Consider the following 21,946-nt stretch of genomic DNA (forward strand, 5'->3'; position numbering starts at 1 on the left):
GTACCTGCAGCAAATGAATTATTTGTCACCACTTGATCGCTAAAATATGCATATGTTCCCCCACCAATTAAAGATAAACCAAGAGCGGCTGAAACCACTCCAACACCTAATTTTTTTTTCAATGACATTTTTTGTTCCTCCCATATCATTTTTATAATCTTTCTCCCTAGTCAACCGAAAAGGTTCCCGTAATACAGATATACCATGAATTGTGAAAAATTTATATTAAAAGCAGAAAATTCCTTATTGAGAAAATTATGTTATTATCTATCTCCTGTAAAGGAAAAGAATTTCATTATCCTATTATCTCCAAATGGATTAGCAAGTAAAAAATCAATAAAGAAGATTCCAGTGAATTATGGATTCTTCTTTATTTTGTATTTAGTATCTATTTATGAACTATAAACTCATATTTTGTTTTTTAATTCTAGTTGTGTTTATAATTAAGCTATTTTGATGGATTTGAAAGAAAGTGATTAATTATATAAAATTAAAAAGGAAAAAGCCATGATTAGATTTTAAATCTAGTCATGGCTTTTTCCTTTACATCTTTGCTTACACTTATATAAAACAACTCTAATCACATAAATTTCTTCATAAACAAGGCTATATTTTTTGTCTGCATATACATATGATATACAAATCTTTTACATAATATATGTGTTCCTATTTCATCTAATTCAAACTCTGTCGCAGTGTTACTAAGTAACTTATATGCTGCACTTCTTTCTATTCTTTCCCTGCCTACTCTTAATTAGATACTCATGATCTTCCATATCTCCAATGTACCTATTTAAATCTCTTCTTAATGCCGCAGTAATCTAGATACATTACTGCTTACCGCTCTTCATTTCAAGCGTTAAGATATAACTCCCTTTCAAACCTGCAACCTTTAGTTTTAAGAGGTCACTAATACGTAAACCTGTATTGTATAACTATTTTACTACATTGTTTGGGACAAATTTTAATTTAAACCATATATTATCTATATTTATTAAACCTTTTCTGTTTTTGGAAAAGAGATACCAAAAACTGTTTTATTCCATGGACTACTTTCAACCCATATCCTGCCCTGGTTTTTTTCTACTAAGGATTTAGCAATAGCAAGCCCTAATCCGCTACCTCCATTAATAGAATTTCTTGATTGGTCACCACGATACATTCGTTCAAATACATGATCCAACTCATGTTCCGCGATTCCCTGTCCTTTATCCCAAACAAGCAATTGGAATTCTTGATTTGATTCCATGAGTTCTATCCCAAGTACTTTTCCTTCTCTCCCATATATAATAGCATTTTTTATTAGGTTATCTATAATTCTTATAATACTTAGATAATCAGCCGTGATAAAACATTTTGTTTTTGGTAAACTAAGCTTTAACTCCAAATTATTCTTCTTGATTTCAGGCAAATACTCAATTAATACTTCTCTTATAATCTCAGTTAACTCTAGAAATTCAGGATTTATTAAAACTTCATCTGCATCTAGCTTTGCCATATTAAATATTTCATTGATTAATTGCTTTAAGTTGCTGGATTTTTTTGAAATAATTTCAAGATACTCTTTTTTTTCTTCTCGAGAAACAGCTATATCATCTTTTAAAGCATCAATATATCCTATAATAGATGTAAGAGGAGTTCTGATATCATGAGAAATACTTGATAAGAGTCTTTTTCTCGCATTTTGAGATTTAATGGATTCGATTTGAACTCTCTCTAACTGTTCAATTAATTCATTCACAGAAAATATCATTTTATTAAATACATTACCTTCATTTACAATTATCCTTGTTGTTAAATTCCCTTTAATTACACGTTGTAATTCCTTAATCATTATTTTCAAACGATTAACGAAGTGAAACCTTATAAGTAAGAGAAAAGTCGTAAAGAAAAATAGTGCTATGTACAAAACAAGTTTATTTATTCCTAATAGCTGGTTATTTAAATCTGTAAAAAAAAGTCCTATAATACATAATAGTTGAAGAATATTAAGTAAGATAATTTTATCGCTATACATTTTGGTCACCTACAAACTTATATCCTATTCCCCAAACTGTTTGTATTAATTGAGGGTTAGAGGGATCCACTTCTATTTTTTTTCTAAGTTTTCGAATATGGACCATGACAGTATTATCATCCTCAAAATAGTTGTCCCCCCAAACATTACGGAACAACTGAGATTTAGTAAACACTTGCTCCGGATTTGAAGCGAAAAACCTTAGTAGTTCCATCTCTTTTGCAGTTAAAGGAATCTCTTCCCCCTCTTTGAAAACAGTATATTTTTTCATATCAATTGAGATTTCTTTAAACTCTATACGTGTTTGTTCTCTATCCCCTGCTTCACTTCCTAAAACTAAAAACCTCCTCATAAGAGCTTTAACTCTAGCTACTACCTCATTTATACTAAAAGGTTTTGTAATATAATCATCTGCGCCCATACTTAAACCTAATATCTTATCAGTTTCATGATTTTTAGCAGTGAGCATTAGAATAGGAACATTCGTTTTTTCTCTTAATTTTCTGCAGACCTCAATCCCATCAATTTTTGGCATCATAAGATCTAATATAAACAGATCATATTTGTTTTTATTAAATAACGAAAGAGCGTGCTCCCCATCTATAGCAACATCAACTTTATATAATTCTCGTTCCATATATTTTTTTAATAAATCTCTAATTTCTTTTTCATCATCCGCTATAAGAATTCTAATTTCTCGCAAAATAACACCTGCTTTCATAATTTCTATTATACATTTCCAAAATTATTGTGCTTATTCTCTGTAATTTACAGGTCATCAAAATAAGAAAATTGGCATTTCTTTAAAGAAATGCCAATTCTCAAAAATTAAACTGTTTCAAACGCCAATATGTCGTTTATTATATTAGCATTCTTTTTAAGAATATCTAGGTTTGAATTTGATAACATTTCCATATGGGTTCCGTACCCTTGAATTATCCTGAAATTCTTCGTTGTAGCATTTTCCCACATTAAATTATTTTCATCTTCTTTTTCTTTTACTGATTTTATATAACTTATATTTCCATCAATACTACCATTTGTTGTTGTACTCTGTACATACATATAAGACTTCATAATTAATTCTATCAAATAATCACTAGCTAATTTTTCTAAATCTTTATATTTTTTCAAATTGAATTTTTCATGAAGTTCTCTCTTACACTCTTCCTCTGTATAAAGATTCTGTTCTACAATCGTACGGTATTTTGAATCAATAAGAATAAGATTTTCTACTTCAAACCCTTGTCTATTCAATTCTTTTGCCACATCGAATGCAAGTATTCCACCAGCTGAATATCCCACTAATGTGTACGGTCCTTCTGATTGAATATCTTTTATTATTTTAACATATTGTGCAATTCTATTTTCAGATTTAATAAAATTAAAACTGTAAACCGAATATGACTCAATATGCTTTGCTAGCCCCATATATGCTATTCCTATTGAAGCAGCAGGTGGGAAACAAAATAGTTTTTTATTGGTGCTTTTTGAGCTACTAAGTTGAATACAATCCTCTGTATAATCCTTTAACATTTCTTTTGCACCTTCTAAGAACGCTGAAAAACTTCGGACTGTAGGTTTATCAAATACATCTTTAAACGGTACTCTAAAGTTTAACTCTGCAACTATCCTTGAAACAAATGTCATAACGTTTAAAGAGTTCGCTCCGATATCAAATATATTAGTATTCATACCTATTTTTTTGATATTTAAAATTTCTTCCCATATACTAACAATTTTTTCTTCTAAATCATTTCTTGGCGGTTCGTATTCTAATCCATATTTGACATTTCCATCTGGTGCTGGTAATGAATTTATATCCATTTTACCATTTGTTGTCAACGGAAACTCCTTAAGCTGTGTAAAAAACGCCGGTATCATATAATTTGGAAGTTCTTTTGATAAATATCTTCTCATCTCTGTAACAGTAATTGCTTTTTCTTTATTCTCTAAAACAACATATGCACAAAGATACTGACTATTCTCACCGTCTATTCTTGCAACAACTTTTGTTTCTTTTATATTATCTAATTTTAGAATTTGATTCTCTATTTCTCCTAATTCAATTCTATAACCACGAATTTTTACTTGATGGTCAGTTCTCCCTATAAATTCGATATTTCCACTAGGCAACCATCTTGCAAGATCCCCTGTTCGATACATCTTTGCTCCAGGTACATATGGATTTGATATAAATTTTTCTGCTGTCAATTCAGGTCTATTTAAATAACCTGTAGCAACACCATCTCCACTTATATAAAGTTCTCCTTCTACTCCTACTGGTAATATCTTTTGATTATTATCCAATATATAAATTTGAACATTATCAATTGGCTTTCCAATAGGTACCGATATGTGTTTATCGTCATTAAGGCTATATTTATAAATCATACAGCCAATTGTTGTTTCTGTTGGACCATACTCATTATAGATTTCAACATTATGATTGAAACTTTTTGAAATCTCTCTTGCTAACTCAGTCTTTAAATCTTCTCCACCCACTATTAATCGTTTTATACTTGAATTGCTGTTATCAATATCTCTTATCAACCTTAAATGAGATGGTGTCAATTTTACTATACCTACTCTATTATCCTTAAAGATTTGTCTTATAACTGGTTCATCCCCATCATTATTGTAAATAACTATTTTATTTCCAGAAATTAATGGTGTGAATATTGATGTAATTGTAAGGTCAAATGAGAAAGATGAATACAAGGCAAAATCTAAGGCCTCTCCTTTGACATATTCCTTATTTGCCCATGTTATATAATTGACTAGGCCTCGTTGCTTAAGCATAGTTCCCTTTGGCATACCTGTAGAACCCGAAGTATAAATCATATAAGCTAGGTTGTTAGTATTACTTGTTACTTTTATATTTTCAGTAGAATAATGATTATACTCTTCATCTAAAAATATTATTTCTTTGTTTAATCTTACTGCATCTTTACCTTTTGTAAGTATTATATTTGTTCCACTATCCTCTACTATATACTTAATTCGCTCTTCAGGATATTCAGGATCTATTGGTAAATATGCTGCTCCAGATTTTAAAATCCCCATAATTCCTATAATCATCTCTAGAGAACGTTCAAGCATGATACCTACAACTGTGTCTGGTTGAACTCCTTTATTCTGGAGTATCCTAGCTATTTGGTTAGATTTTTCATTAAGTTCTTTATAAGTAAGTTGCTGCTTATCAAATACCACAGCTACATTATTTGGAGTCCGTTCTACCTGTTCTTCAAATAAACGATGAATTGTTTTTTCTTTTGGATACTCTGCCTTTGTTTCATTAAACTCATTCAAGAAATAATGCTTTTCTTCTTTTGAAAGGATTTCTAATTGATTCACATTTTTATGTTCATCCTGCAAAACTTGGTCCATAACATTTTTCAGATGATTTGCTATGTTCTGGATGAGTTTTTCTGAATAGAGATTTCCATCATATGATATTTTTAGAACAAGCTGTTCACCTGGAACAACAACTATTGTAAATCCATAGTTGGTTTGTTCAATCCCTTTAATATCCTTAAACACGAAACTACTCTTACTTTCTTCTTCCTGAAGTAAACGTTCATCAAGTGCATAATTCTCAAAAATCATTACATGATCAATTAAATCCCTTTTCAAATCACTAAGAGACTGTATATCTGAAAGATTCATATAGTTGTATGCTTGGCTTTCTATCGCTTGTTGCTGTACCTCTTTTAAAATATTTTTAAAGCTCTTCTGTTCTTTTATATTAATTCTCGTTGGAATTGCATTAATGAATAATCCAACCATTTTTTCAATTCCAGCTACTTTGGCATCTCTACCAGAAACGACAGAACCAAATACAACATCGTCTGTATGATTATACTTGGCTAAAATAATCCCCCATAAAGTTTGTAGCACAGTGTTTAGCGTAACATTATTTTGATTAGCCAATTCAGTCATTTCTTTCGTAAGTTCCCTTGAAAATTCAATGAGCGTCTCTTGTCCATGGTACTCTCTTGTACTATCAATTTTGAACGATGGAACTTTCGCAGGTTTTTGATATCCTGCTAAATATTGTTTCCAATATTGAATTCCCTCTTCTTTTTCCTGTTCTCCTAACCATCTAATATAATCACTATATGGTCTTGGCTCATCTAAATTAGGATACTGTCCTACTTGTTTGTTTCCATAGATATGGAACAATTCTCCCAAAATAATACCTCTGCCCCATCCATCGAACAAGATGTGATGATTACTCCATATAATTGTATAAGCCTTATCATCAGTTTGAATAAGTTCCAGTCTAATTAAGACATCTTTACTAAAATCAAAACCTTTTTCTCGATCTTGTTCAATGTAGGTTGTTATACTTTCTTTTTGCTGATTTATTCCTTGCTGTCTAATATCTCGGTATCTAAAGCCAATCTTTCGACCTTTTATAATTACATTTTTTGGTTTTTCTGTAATTTCATATTCAATTGCTGTCCGAAGGAGTTCATGTCTTTTCATAATATCGTTCAAGCTTTCCTCGAATAAGTTGACATCAATAAACCCTTTGACATCAATGACAAGTTGTTCAAAGTATGCACCTGATTTTGGATCTTCTAATGCATGGAATAGCATACCCTGCTGCATATTAGCTAATGGATAAATCTTTTCTATTTCTCCCCACCTATTTTTCGCCTTGATTTCCTCTAGTTGTTCGAAGCTTAATTCTTTGTCTCCGTAGTCAAATGGTGTTTTTTCAGCCTGTTCCTTAGAAATGCAATGATGGATTACATCACGAAGAGCATCCTTGAAAGCTTCTGTAAACTCCACTACGACATCCTCTGCATATACTTTTGTATTATAAGTCGTATCAATAGTGAGCTTTCCATCTAAGACAATAGCATTCATTTCTATAGGTGTTTCTCTTGTATGTTTACCTCCAATCGACTCTCCTGCCGATATCCAAGAAGAAGAAAAGATTGTATTATTGAGATCTGCATCCATTTGACCTAAGTAATTAAACAAAATAGGTGGCTGTTCAATATTCCATAAATCTGGTTCTCCACTCAAATGTTTTAAAACCCCATAGCCTATTCCCTTATTCGGAATTCTTCTAAGAGACTCTTTCACTGTTTTAATAGTCATTGAAAGGTCCTTTTCATCTTCTAAATTGATGTATACAGGATATTTGGTTGTAAACCATCCAACTGTTCGGCTAATATCTACATTTTTTATAATCTGTTCTCTACCATGGCCCTCTAGACTAATCCTAATTTTATTTTCACCAGTTACTCTCCTTGTAGCCATTAAAAGAGCACTAATCAGTAAATCGTTGATTTCAGTATGATATGCTTGATTTGTTTCTCTTAACAATCGGCTTGTTTCCTCTATTCCGAGAGCGGTACTGAAAGTATCACTATCCTCATATCGGAATAGTCCAACTTCCTCTTTTTTCTCTAAAAAGTTAACATTATCCTTTAATGTGTTCACCCAATATTGCTTTTCTCTAAGGATTTTTGCACTCTTAGCATACTCGTTGAGCTGAGTGGCATACTCTTTATAAGAAGTCGTTTTGGGATAAAACGCTATTTGTTCTCCTTTCATTAGCTGGCTGTATCCAAGTGCAAAATCTTCAAATAGGATTCTCCAAGAGATTCCATCCACCACAAGGTGATGAATAATAAGTAACAGATGGTCTCCAACATTCGTCTTAAACTGTGCTACATTTACAAGAGGTCCTTCTTGTATATCAATTTTCTTCTGTAATATTGTCGCAAGTTCCTGAATCTTCTCATCTGGATTATCTTCTCTCGAAACGTCATAAACATAAAAACCAAATTGATTCTTTTCCACTTCTCGATTGAATTGAAGTACTTCATTATTCTCTTTTTTATAAATCATTCGTAAAGCGTCATGATGTACAAAAATTGCTTCCATAACTTCTTGTATGATTTCCTCACGGAATCCATCTTTCCTATACAACATAACTGCATGATTATAATGATTTACATCTTCTTTTCCATTCATAAAATACGCTTTTTGAATTGGAGTGAGTAACACATCTCCTGTTTCAATTTCATAAGAGCCTTCTTGTATTGTCTCAATATTGACGTAGTTGCTTAAAAGCTTGATTTCCGGATAGGTAAATAAATCTTTCATCTCTAACGTGAGACCTTCTCGTGATAAACGTGAGATAATTTGTAAAGCTTTAATAGAATCTCCACCCGAAGCAAAAAAGTTATGGCTAATCCCAATTGGCTTGACTCCTAATATATCTTCCCATACCTTTACAAGTTTTTCTTCTACCTGATTTCTTGGTTTTTCATAATCTACTCCCTTACTCACATCTGGCTCTGGCAAGGCTTTTTCGTCTACTTTTCCATTTGCCGTAAGTGGAATACGCTCCATCTGAACAAAATAAGATGGAATCATGTATTCAGGTATTTCTACTTTTAAGTACGCTCTTAATTCTTCAAATGATAGGTCCCTCTGGGACGTAATATATGCACAGAGATATCTTCTGCCGTCCTGACCTTCTCGGTCAATCACGAATGCTTCTTTAATTTGTTCATGTTTAACTAAATGACGCTTAATCTCTTCTGTTTCAATTCGATAACCTCTTATTTTCACCTGGCCGTCAATCCTACCTGCAAGCTCAATTCTACCATCTGATAGTCTTCGAACAAGATCCCCTGTCCGATACATTTTTTTATTTGGTTCAAACGGATTTTGAACAAATTTTTCTTCTGTCAAATCTGCTCTGTTTAAATATCCACTTGCTACGCCATCTCCTGATAAGCATAATTCACCATAAACACCTTCTGGGACAAGTTTCATTTGTTGATCCACTACGTAAGCCTTCATATTCTGAATTGGTCTTCCAATCACAGGACATTCTTTGAAAGCTGCCATTGTATCATATTCAATAACATGATATACCGAACCAATTGTCGCCTCTGTAGGTCCATAGTGATTCATTACCACATGATTTGGGTAACGTGTATAGAATGTTTCAACATCTATTGGATTGATTTTCTCTCCACCTAACACGACTAATCTCAATGTATTACAGCTCTGATTATTTGAGAAACTCGGATCATTCACCAAGACGTTAAAGAGAGACGGTGTCAGTTTCAAATAAGAAATATCTTGTTCTTCTATATACTGTAATGCTTTCTGAGCATTAGTATATACTTCTTTTGTAACGAGATGCAGTTCACATCCATTTAAAAGTGATGAATATAGACTTGTATAACCCAAGTCAAATGCATAGGAAGATACTAACATTGCCTTATCTGTTTCTTTTAGATTCGCTTCCTTTGTAAACCAAGTCATGTAGTTTACAACGTTGTTGTGCTGAACACATACACCTTTAGGTGTACCAGTCGAACCTGATGTATAGATGATATACGCATTATGATTCCATTTATAATTGACTAATAAATTTGATGTATCCCTCTCTTTTATAGAATCATCTTCCATGGAGATTACTTCTCCATTAAATTGGAGAGTTTCTTTCCTTTCTCCTTTTACTATCAATAGGCTAGCATTACTGTCCTTTAAAATGACATTCGTTCTTTTATCCAGTTGTTCAGGATCTATTGGCAAGTAAGTCGCTCCTGCTTTTAATACGGCCATAATTCCAATAATCATTTCAAGGGATTCTTCCACTAACATACCTACTGTTATACCTGGCTTTGCTCCTTTTTCTTGAAGCAACCTTGCCATTTGATTCGCTCTTTCATTCAGTTCCAGATACGTAAGTTTCTGATTTTTAAATACCACGGCTACATGGTGAGGTGTTCGTTTCACCTGTTCCTCAAATAATTGTGAAATTGTTTTATCTTTCGGATAATCAGCTTTTGTATCTTTATCATCCCGCAATAGCATCTGCACTTCTTCTTCTGAAAGCAACATAATATCCTGAATGCTTTGTTCTGGCTTCTCAATAATTTCTTTAAAAACCTGGATTAAATGTTTAGCTAATCTTTCTACAGTTTCCTTCTTAAATAATTTAGTTCTGTAATTTAATACACATTTGATACTACGCTCTTCTTCAACAGCGGTAAGTGTTAAATCAAATTTAGAAACATGCGCCTTCATTTGATATGGTGAGAAAGTTAAACCTTGTATTTCAAAATCATCATAGTCAAAGTTTTGTAAAACGAACATTGTATCAAACAAAGCACTTCTGCTCATATCTCTCTTTAAATCTAATTTTTCAACTAATTCATCAAATGGATAATCCTGATTTTCATAGGCTTTTAAAGCATTCTCTTTAACTTCTTTTAAATAATCTTGGAATGAAACGTCTCGTTTTGGATAATTTCTCATCGCAAGGGTATTAACAAAAATACCCATAATCTGTTTCAAATCATCATGAGGTCTTCCTGCGATTGGAGATCCCACTACGATTTCCTCTTGCCCCGTATATTTTGAAAGCAGTGTTGTGTATCCCGCTAACAGAAGCATGTACAGCGTCACACCATGTTCCTTCGCCATCTTCTTAAGATTAACATATATGTCACTATCGATTTCAAAATGTACAAGGTCACCTTCTGTACTTTGAATTGGCGGTCTTTTATAATCTGTCGGCATATTTAGTACTGGTACTTCTTCTTTAAATACATGCATCCAATACTCTTCTTGTTTTTTCATTTCTTCTTGAGTAAACAATTCTCTTTGCCATACAGAATAATCTTTATATTGAATGCTTAATGGAGATAATTCTTTCCCGTTGTATAACTCAGCTAATTCCTGTGTAAAGATCCCCATTGATACACCATCTGATATGATATGGTGCATATCTAATACCATCACGTGCTCATCATTTGTAATATAGATGATTTCAACTCGTAAAAGAGGAGCCTTCTCCAAATCAAATGGTTTAACAAACTCATTGATCATATCATCTAGCTTATTGGTACCCATTTCTCTATACGTCACTTGGAAATCTATCTCTTTTTCAATCTTTTGAGCTGGTTCACCATCTACCATTACAAAAGAAGTTCTTAAAGCCTCATGTCTTTCAATTACTCTATGAAACGCTTTCTCAAATTGACGTATATCCAAATCACCTTTTATTTTCATGGCGAACGGTATATTGTAAGATACTCCGCTACCCTCTATTTTGTTTAAAATATAGAGTCTTCTTTGTGCAGATGAAAGTGGATAATAATCTTGTTCTTCTACTTTTTTGATGGATGCATATACACTTTCTTTTGTAGAGTCAATAAATTCTCCAATCCCTTTTATAGTAGGTGTTTGGAAGATTTGTCGTAAAGGTATCTCCACCATAAGTTCCTTATGGATTTTAGAAACCATCGTAGTTGCTTTAAGAGAATGACCTCCTATTTCAAAAAAGTGCTGGTTGATTCCGATTTTTTCCACTCCTAAAATTTCCTTCCAAATGGATACAAGTCTTTCTTCGACTTCATTCCTTGGTGCCTCATACTCTACTCCCACAACTGCACTTTCATCAGGTTCTGGTAAGGCCTTTCGGTCCACTTTTCCATTTGCTGTAAGTGGTAGTTTATCCAGCTGAACGAAAAACGTAGGAATCATATACTCTGGAAGCTCTTGCGCCAAAACTTTCCGAATTTCTTGTAACATGGATTCTTTTTTACGTGTTTCAGACGTAAAATAAGCACATAAATATGGTTGACCATTATTATCCTCTCTTGCAACGACAACGGCTTCTTTAATCTCCTTCTGTTTCAAGAGTTGATTCTCTATCTCACCAAGTTCAATCCTGAAACCGCGAATTTTCACTTGATGGTCAATTCTACCTAAAAATTCGATATTCCCATTAGGCAATAACCTTGCAAGGTCTCCTGTCCGGTACATCCTTTCCCCTGGAATGAATGGGTTTGGAACAAACTTTTCCGCCGTGAGCTCTGGTCTGTTTAAATAACCACGTGCCAAACCTTCCCCACTTACACAAAGTTCACCTGCAACTCCTAATGGCATTAAAATATTTTCCATATCAAGGATATAAACCCTGTTATTACTTATTGGTTTACCAATAAGTACCTTCTGATCTTCCTGTTTTAATTCACATATTGTAGAACAAACACTATTTTCTGTTGGTCCATATTCATTAAATAATTTTACGTGAGGCATTTTCTGAAAATGTTTTTTAATTAGATTTTCATTAAAACCTTCACCTGCAATTGTCACAAATCTCAAATCTACTAAAGGCTTATCAATAGTGTCTAATAGATTATTATAATAGCTTGGAACAGCTAACAAATTAGTTACTTTATTACTTTGAATAATATTTATAAATTTACTGAAATTCATTCTTATATCTTCTATTAAAATTAATTTACCTCCAGAAAGCAAAGTAGTAAAAATATCTTCAACAGAGCTGTCAAAAGAGAAAGAAGGCATCTGTAACGTAATATCACTTTCACTATATTGATATGATTCTATTCTCCAACATAACGTATTGAGAATAGATTTATGATTCACCATTACACCCTTTGGTTTTCCAGTTGAACCTGAAGTGTATATTATATAAGCCATGTCAGAGGATTTATTTAGACTAGGTAAGTTTTCTTTAAATCTATCCTTAATCTTTTGTACATTTATATCAATACAAGTTAAATCATAATCTACTTGTTTATTTTCTTGTTTTAACAATATTTCTATACCACTGTCTTCCAACATATATCTTATTCTATCCTCTGGATACTCAGGATCAATTGGAAGGTATGCTCCCCCGGCTTTTAATATTGCCATCATACCAACTATCATTTCAATCGAACGTTCAACCATAATACCAACCACAGTATCAGGTTTCACACCTTTTTCTCTTAGCAGAGCAGCGACTTGATTAGACTTTTCGTTAAGTTCCCAATAAGTCAATTGTTTATTTTCAAACACAACTGCAATATTTTCAGGTGTCCTTTCTACCTGTTCTTGGAACAATTGATGTATCGTCTTCTCTTTTGGGTAATCTACTTTTGTATCATTAAATTCATACAATAAAGTTGTTCTTTCTTCTTCTGCAATTATGTCTATTTCATTTATTTTCTTATTCTCATCTGCAATCACTTGTTCAGTTACTTTTTTAATGTGCATTTCGATATTATCTATTATTTTGTCATCATAAATATTTCCATCATAAGTTAAAACTAAATTTAACTTCTCACCTGGAGTTGCAGCAATACTAAAACTATAATTGCTCTGCTCTTCTGCATGTAAATCTTCTACCTTAAAACCTATATCCATTTTTTCATTTCCGGCAATACGTTTATCAACAGCATAGTTCTCAAACACAATTATATGATCAATAAGATCATTCTTTAATTTACTCATTGCTTGAACTTCAGCTAAATTCATATAGTTATAATTATTGCTAGCTATAGCTTCACTCTGTACAACCGTTAAAACTTCTTTAAACTTCTTATTCTTTCCAAGGTTTATTCTAGTTGGAATGGCATTAATAAATAAACCAATCATCTTTTCAATTCCGTCTACTGGAGCTTCCCTTCCAGATACAATAGTTCCAAATACTACTTCGTCTGTATTGTTATACTTCGCCAAAATAATACCCCAAATACTCTGGAATACTGTATTAAAGGTTACGCTATTCCTATTAGCAAGCTGTGTAATCTTATTTGTTAGTTCGCTCGAAAATTCAATTACTTTTTCTCTTCTTACATACTCACTATTATTCTTAGCAATCTGTAATTTTGGTATTTGCGCTTTCTCTTCATAACCATCTAAATATTGCTCCCAATAACTTTTACCTTCTTCTTTATCTTGCTCTTCTAGCCATTTTATATAATCGCTATAAGGTTTCGTTTCTTCTAACTCATATTCTTCACCATTTATTAATTTTCCATATACAGTGAATAACTCACCTAATACGATTCCAAGACACCAACCATCCAATAAAATATGGTGATGACTCCATACCAATTTATATAAGTTTTCATCTGTTCTAATCAAACATACTCTCATTAAAGTATCTTCACTTAAGTTAAATCCCTTTTCTGTATCTTCTTCTCTATATTTTTTTATGAATAACTCTTTTTCTATAGTTCCTCTTTCACTTATATCGCAATATTGAAAACCTATTTCTCTATCCGCTATTATTATTTGTCTAGGCTCCTCAACTATTTCATATTCAAATGATGCTCTTAGTATTTCGTATCTTTGCATGATTTTATTAAAACTTGTTTTTAATACCTCTACATCAACGTATCCTGTTATATCCATAACAGTTTGTTCAAAATATGCTTTTGAATTTTTGTTTTCCAAAGCATGGAACAGCATTCCCTTTTGCATATTTGCTAACGGGTAAATCTTTTCAATTTCGAAATCTTTATACTGTTCTTTAATATCCTTAAGTTCACTTAGAGTTAATTTAGTATCCCCATAGTCATAAGGCGTTTTGTCCACCTCTATTTGACTAACACAATGATCAATTATAGTTTCAAGGCTTTCTTTAAACTTATCATTTAATTTCCTGATTGTTAGTTCATCAAACTCTAGCTCATTAAAGGTAGTATTTATAACCAATTCATTATTAATAATTATTGAATTCATTTCTATCGAATTATTTCGTGAAATCTTTCCTCCAATTGTTTCCCCATAAGAAAATTTTGATTCAGAAAATGCATTTCTGTTAACATCATTATCCATTTCACCTAAATAGTTAAATGAAATTGGTGCTTTTTGTTCATTTAATAGGTACTTCTCTTTTGATAAATATTTTAGTATACCAAATCCAATTCCCTTGTTAGGAATTTTCCTTAAAATTTCTTTTACCATTTTTATATTAGTAGCAAGATCGGTCTCATCGCCTAAATCTATAAGTACTGGATACATAGTTGTAAACCAGCCTACAGTCCTACTAATATCTACATTTTCTAAGATATCTTCTCTTCCATGTCCCTCCATATTTATTTTTATACAATTTTCACCTGTTATCTCTCTAGTACCTAATAATAAAGAGGTTAACAATATATCATTTATTTCTGTATTGTATGCCCTATTGGATTTTCTTAATAAACTGATAGTCTTTTCCTTATCTAAAGAAATACTAACTGTTTTACTATTTTCGAATGTATCACTTTTAAGCTCTTTTTTTCTAGGTATAAATGCAACCTCAGTTTTTGCTATCTCTTGCCAATACTCTCTTTCCTTTAATAATTTATTGCTACTAACATACTCCCTCAACTTAGAGGAAAACTCTTTAAAGGATTCAGTTTTGAATCCAATGTCTAACTTCTCACCTTTTAAATCCTGAGAATATAGAGTTTCAAAATCTTCTAATATTATTCTCCATGATACCCCATCTACTACAAGATGATGAATGGTAATAAGCAGATGATCCCCTTGATCCGTTTTAAATAAACAAAGATTAACGAGTTTACCATTTTTGATGGAAGATTTCTTTTGGATATTTGTCGCTAATTCATATATTTTCTCTTCCTTATTCTCTACTCCCTCAACATCATGAATGTATAAATCAAAGAGGTTATCCTTATAGCCTCTATTATACTGAATGATCTCTCCATCATTTTCTCTATAAATCATTCTAAGGGCATCATGCTGTTCTAATATCTTATTAAAGACTCTCTCTATTCTCTTTTGATCAAATCCATCTTCCCTAAACAGCATAAATGATTGATTAAAATGATCTAGTTCTTCTTTATTTTTCTCAAAATACCATTTTTGAATTGGAGATAATATTACTTCTCCTGTAACTATTTCATAAGGTTTTAACCGTTTGTTTTGCTTTTTCACATACTTACTAAGATCTTTAATTTTAGGGTTTGCAAATAGATCTTTCACTTCTAACTTAAGATTTATTCTGGACAACCTGGACACAATTTGCAGAGCCTTAATAGAATCTCCACCTGATACAAAGAAATGATGATTTATCCCTATATCCTCTATGCCTAGGATATCCCTCCAAATCTCAACAAGATGTGTTTCAACTTCATTTCTTGGTGCCTCATATTCTACCCCTGATTGACTACTTCTATCTGGTTCTGGAAGTGCTTTTCGATCCACTTTATCGTTTGATGTAAGTGGTAACTGGTCAAGTTGAACAAAATAAGAGGGAATCATGTAATCAGGGAGTTCCTTTTCTAAAAATTCTCTTATCTTAGCTGAAGATATTGCTTTTTCAGACACAATATAAGCACTTAGATACGTATGATTTTCCTTGTCCTCTTTTGCTACTACTACGACCTCTTTTATATCTTGATGTTTTAACAACTGGCTCTCTATTTCACCAAGTTCTATTCTATACCCACGTATTTTTACTTGATGGTCAATTCTTCCTATGAATTCAACATTTCCATCAGGCATCCATCTTACAAGATCACCCGTACGATACATTTTTTCCCCACTGACGAAAGGATTGTCCACAAATTTCTCGGCAGTTAAGGCCGGATTATTTAAATAACCTCTTGCCAATCCATCTCCAGTTACACATAACTCTCCTGTTACTCCAATTGGACAAAGCTGATTATACTTATTTACTATATAAACTTTAGTATTATACACCGGTTTTCCAATTGGAATATTATCATCATTTTTATTCATTAAGAAACTTGTAGTTACTACTGTATTTTCGGTTGGACCGTAGGCATTTACAAGCTGATAGCGGGTATTCTTATTTAAAATTAACTTTTCGCCACCGGATACTAACATTCTTAAAGAATGATTTTCTTGTAATATAAATTGTTCACTTACCTTAGATGGGAATGTTGCAACTGTTATATCTTTACTATTCATATATTCATTTAATTTATCTAGATTAAGCCTAATATCTTTGCCTAAAACGTGCAAAGTAGCTCCGGTGATTAAGCAAGGGAAAATTTCTCCAATAGATGCATCAAATGAGACTTTCAAATAGTTTATAATTCGATCTCTTTCTGTTATTTTATGAAAATCTACATACCAATTACATAAATTGACTAAGGAATGATGTTCCACTAAGACCCCTTTTGGTAAACCCGTGGAACCAGACGTATAAATGACATAGGCTAAATCATTTCTATTATTACGCCTTTCCATATTAATTTGCTCTTGATTTTTTATTGTTTCATCATTAATTGAGATTTTAGTTATACATTCATTATTGGTAAAATGGAGTTTATCGTATAAATGAGTCTGCGTTAATACAAACTTTGTGTTACTATCTTCTACCATATATTTAATTCGCTCTTCAGGATATTCAGGGTCTATTGGTAAATATGCTGCCCCTGATTTTAATATCCCCATGATACCGACAATCATATCTAAAGAACGTTCCACCATAATTCCTACAATCATTTCTGGGTGAACACCCTTATCATGAAGTAATCTGGCTACTTGATTGGATTTTTCATTGAGCTCCTTATAAGTAACTTGTTGCCCCTCGAATTCTACAGCAACCTTGTTTGGAGTTCTCTCTACCTGCTCCTCAAATAATTGATAAATGGTTTTATTCTTTGGATAATCCATATCAGTTTCATTAAATTCATTCAAAAGGATGTGCTTTTCTTCTCCAGAAAGCATATCTATTTGACCTAAACAAACTTCCTGATTATTAGCAATTTCTCTTAAAATACTAACAAAGTGCTCTGATATTTTAGCTATTGTCTCTTTCTTAAACAATTTTGTACAATATTCTAAATCAAATTTTATGATGTTATTAGTTTCTACTGCTGATAATGTCAAATCAAAATTTGCTATATTAAGTTCACTATCATATGTTTCAAAACTTAACCCTTTAATCTCTTCACTAGAAGTATCTAGGTTTTGTAGCACAAACATCGTATCAAATAATGCACTTCTACTCATATCTCTTTGTAAGTCCAGCTTTTCAACCAATTCATCCAAAGGATAATCTTGATTTTCATAAGCCATTAATGCATTTTCTTTTACTTCTCTTAAATAATTACGAAATGTTTTATCTTCTTTTGGATAATTTCTCATCGCGAGGGTATTCACAAACATTCCGACAATATTTTTCAAATCATGATGGCTTCTTCCTGCAATTGGAGACCCTACCACAATATCATCTTGACCCGTATATCTTGAAAGTAAAGTTGTATATCCAGCTAACAGAAGCATATACATGGTAACCCCATTTTCTTTTGCAATTCTATTAAGCTTCTTTGTCAACTCACTATCTATTTCAAAACTTCTTAGGGACCCTTCAACACTTTGTGTCTGCGGCCTTTTATAATCTGTTGGCATATTTAATATTGGTACTTCTTCTTTAAAAACATTCATCCAATATTTTTCTTGCTTCTTCATTTCCTCTTGAGTAAACAAGTCTTTTTGCCATACTGAATAATCTTTATACTGTATATCCAATGGAGATAACTCTTTCCCTTCATACAGTTTACAGAGCTCACTATTTAAAATATGCATTGAAACTCCATCTGAAATGATATGGTGCATATCTAGGACCATCACGTGCTCATTATCTGTGACATGTATGATTTCAACCCGTAAAAGAGGAGCTTTCTCCAAATCAAATGGTTTAACAAATCCATTGATTATATCATCTAGCTTATCGGTACCCATTTCTCTATACGTCACTTGGAAAGCTATGTCTTTTTCAATCTTTTGAACTGGTTCACCATCTACCATTACAAAAGAAGTTCTTAAAGCCTCATGTCTTTCGATTAATTTATGGAAAGCCTTCTCAAGCTGATGAACATCCAAATCACCTTTTATTTTCATAGCGAAAGGCATATTATAAGATACTCCGCTACCCTCTATTTTGTTTAAAATGTAGAGTCTTCTTTGGGCAGATGAAAGCGGATAATAATCTTGTTCTTCTACTTTTTTGATCGATGCATATACACTTTCTTTTGTAGAGTCAATAAATTCTCCAATCCCTTTTATAGTAGGTGTTTGGAAGATTTGTCTTAAAGGTATCTCGACCATAAGTTCCTTATGGATTCTAGAAGCCATCGTAGTTGCTTTCAGTGAATGGCCTCCAATTTCAAAAAAGTTGTGTTGAATTCCTATGTTTTCTATATCTAAAATATCTTGCCAAATGGATACGAGCTTTTCTTCGACTGTGTTCCTTGGCGCCTCATACTCTACTACTCCTGCAACGGAACTTCCATCAGGACTTGGTAAAGCCTTTCGATCTACTTTCCCATTTGTAGTAAGTGGTAGCTTGTCTAGCTGAACAAAAAAAGCAGGAATCATATACTCTGGCAGCTCTTTTGCCAAAAACTTTCGAATTTCTTGAACCCTAGTCTCGTCCTTCGGTGTTTCAGAAGTAAAGTACGCACATAAATATTGATGATTATTATTATCTTCTTTTGCGATAACAACAGCTTCTTTTACTTCCTTATGTTTTAAAAGTTGACTCTCTATCTCACCCAGTTCAATCCTGAAACCACGAATTTTCACTTGATGGTCAATTCTTCCTAAAAACTCAATATTTCCATCAGGTAACATTCTCACAAGGTCTCCTGTTCGATACATTCTCTCTCCTAGAATGAACGGATTTGGAACGAATTTCTCAACTGTTAATCTCTCGCTATTTAAATACCCTTTACTTAATCCGTCTCCAGAAATACATAGTTCTCCAGGTACACCAAGTGGAAGCAAGTTAGAATTTTTATCTACTACAAAAACCGAAGTATTTGCTAACGGTTTTCCTATTGGAATAACCTCAGTTACTTCATTAACAAAATAATACGTAGCATATACCGTGCTTTCAGTTGGACCATAAACATGAATAATTTTATCTTTGCCCAATTTCTCAAGGGCTTTTTTCACATGTGGAACTGAAACTCTTTCACCACCGAATAATATTTTTCTTATTTTATCTAAACAATCTATTTCTAAATCTACAAGCGCATTAAATAAAGCTGTGGTAATAAACATAATACTTATCTGTTCTTCCTTTATTAACTTAGCTAGTTTAACAAGACTTAATACAGTGTCCTTCTCAACCATTATTAACTTTGCACCATTTAGAAGTGCACCATAAATATCAAATATAGACCCATCAAAAGCATAATTCGAAAGTTGTAGTATCGTATCATTCTCACTAATTTCAATATAATTTGTATTCTTAACTACTCTAATTGCACTATAATGCGGAATAACTACTCCTTTTGGTGTTCCTGTTGATCCTGAAGTATAAATGATATAAGCTGTATCACTTGAATGATTTATTAAATTCAAATTATCTGTACTTAGCCTTAAAAAATTCTCTTGATCTAAATTAATTAACTCCACATTCAAATTAAGTTGACTTATACATCTGTCTTGAGTCAATAAAACTTTTACATTACTATCTTGTAACATGTAGCCAATTCTCTCTTTAGGAGTCTCAGGATCAATTGGTAAATACGCCGCTCCGGACTTTAAAATCCCCATAATTCCTATTATCATTTCTAAAGAACGGTCGACCATGATTCCTACAATTGTGTTTGATTGAACACCTTTTTCTCGCAGTAGTCTAGCTATTTGATTTGATTTTTCATTTAATTCCCTATAAGTTAGGTTATTACTTTTAAAGCTAACTGCCACACGGTCAGGTGTCTTCTCAACCTGTTCCTCAAACAATTGATGTATCAACCTATCTTTAGGATATTCAACGGTTGTTTCATTAAATTTATAAAGAAGGATGTTTTTTTCCTCTTCTGAAATTAAATCTATATCGCTCATTTTCTTATCATCATTTTCAATAACTTGCTTCGTTACATTTTGAATATGACACTCTAGATTATTGATTAGTCTTTCTTCATATACATTTTCATCATATACAATTGTTAGTTTCAATTTCTCTCCTAATCCTACAGTAAGGCTTAGGCTATAATTACTTCTCTCTTCGTCGATTACAGATATAACTTCGAACCCTAATCCACTTTCCTTTTCTTCCAATCCTTTTTCATCAATAGCATAATTTTCAAATACTAATATATGATCAATAAGATTACTTTTTAAGTTACTAAGAGCTTGAACTTCGGCTAAATTAATATAATTATAATCATTACCCTCTATTGCATCATGTTGAGTTGCTTTTAAAACTTCTTTAAATGATTTTTCACTTTGCAGCTTTATTCTAGTTGGTATTGTATTTATAAATAAACCTAACATGTTCTCTATACCTTCTACAGCTGCATCTCTGCCTGAGACAACTGTTCCAAAAACAACATCATCACTATTGTTATACTTCGCTAGAATAAGCCCCCAAATACTCTGCATCACTGTATTTAAGGTGACGTTATTTTTATTTGCCAGTTGTGTAATCTTATCAGTTAACTCTTTTGAAAACTCTATCACTTTTTCTCTTCTCTGATACTTTCTAGCACTAGAGTTATTAAATTTAGGGAGGGTAGCATTTAACTCATACCCCTCCAGATACTTACTCCAATACTTCAATCCTTCTTCATTATCCTGATTATTTAGCCAATTTATATAATCACTATAGGGTCTAGGATCTTCTAATTGATGCTCTTCACCTTTCATTTTATGTGAATAGATAGTAAATAACTCATCTAATATAATCCCAATACACCAACCATCAAGTAATATATGATGAAAGCTCCAAATTACTTTATATGAGTTATCATTTGTTTTCATCAAACAAATTCTCATAAGGGTTTCTTTTGTTAGGTCAAATCCCTTCACCTTATCATCTACTATATATTTTTCCATATATAAATCTTTAGTGTTTAAATCTAAATTACTTACATCATTATAGCTAAACTTAATTTTTCTATCCCTTAATATTACATGTAATGGCTCGTCCAATTTATAATTAAATGATGCTCTTAACACCTCGTGCCGTTTCATAATCTCGTTGAAACTTTCCTCAAAAATAGTTTCATCTACATAACCTTTTATATCTAATATAATTTGTTCAAAATATGCATCTGAATTTTTATCTTCAATAGCATGAAACAGTATCCCCTTTTGCATATTTGACAATGGATAGATTTTCTCAACTTTATTAACTTTCATAAATTT

Annotated in this window: 4 protein-coding genes and 1 pseudogene; all 5 read right to left on the reverse strand. The window is 32.2% G+C overall.

Translation table 11 applies throughout. From position 1 onward, the window contains the following. A partial coding sequence (locus tag JDS81_RS21365; protein ID WP_242481381.1) for a TasA family protein occupies positions 1-128 on the reverse strand: 128 nt, incomplete at its 3' end. A gap of 383 nt (positions 129-511) precedes the next feature. Continuing rightward, positions 512-929, reverse strand: a pseudogene (locus JDS81_RS30510) (tyrosine-type recombinase/integrase); the annotation flags it as partial. A 65-nt stretch (positions 930-994) separates the two neighbouring features. Beyond that, entirely contained in the window at positions 995-2,017 is a 1,023-nt protein-coding gene (locus JDS81_RS21370) for a sensor histidine kinase (RefSeq protein WP_176546840.1), read from the reverse strand. Beyond that, a complete protein-coding gene (locus tag JDS81_RS21375; protein ID WP_046960439.1) occupies positions 2,010-2,720 on the reverse strand; it encodes a response regulator transcription factor in 711 nt (236 codons plus the stop codon). Before JDS81_RS21375 ends, JDS81_RS21370 begins: the two co-directional genes overlap by 8 nt. A gap of 125 nt (positions 2,721-2,845) precedes the next feature. Continuing rightward, positions 2,846-21,940 (reverse strand): non-ribosomal peptide synthetase, encoded by a 19,095-nt coding sequence (locus tag JDS81_RS21380; protein ID WP_199688617.1) that lies wholly within the window; start codon positions 21,938-21,940, stop codon positions 2,846-2,848. Positions 21,941-21,946 lie beyond the last annotated feature (6 nt).

This window comes from Bacillus cereus group sp. N31 (assembly GCF_016483245.1).
Lineage (GTDB): Bacteria > Bacillota > Bacilli > Bacillales > Bacillaceae_G > Bacillus_A > Bacillus_A toyonensis.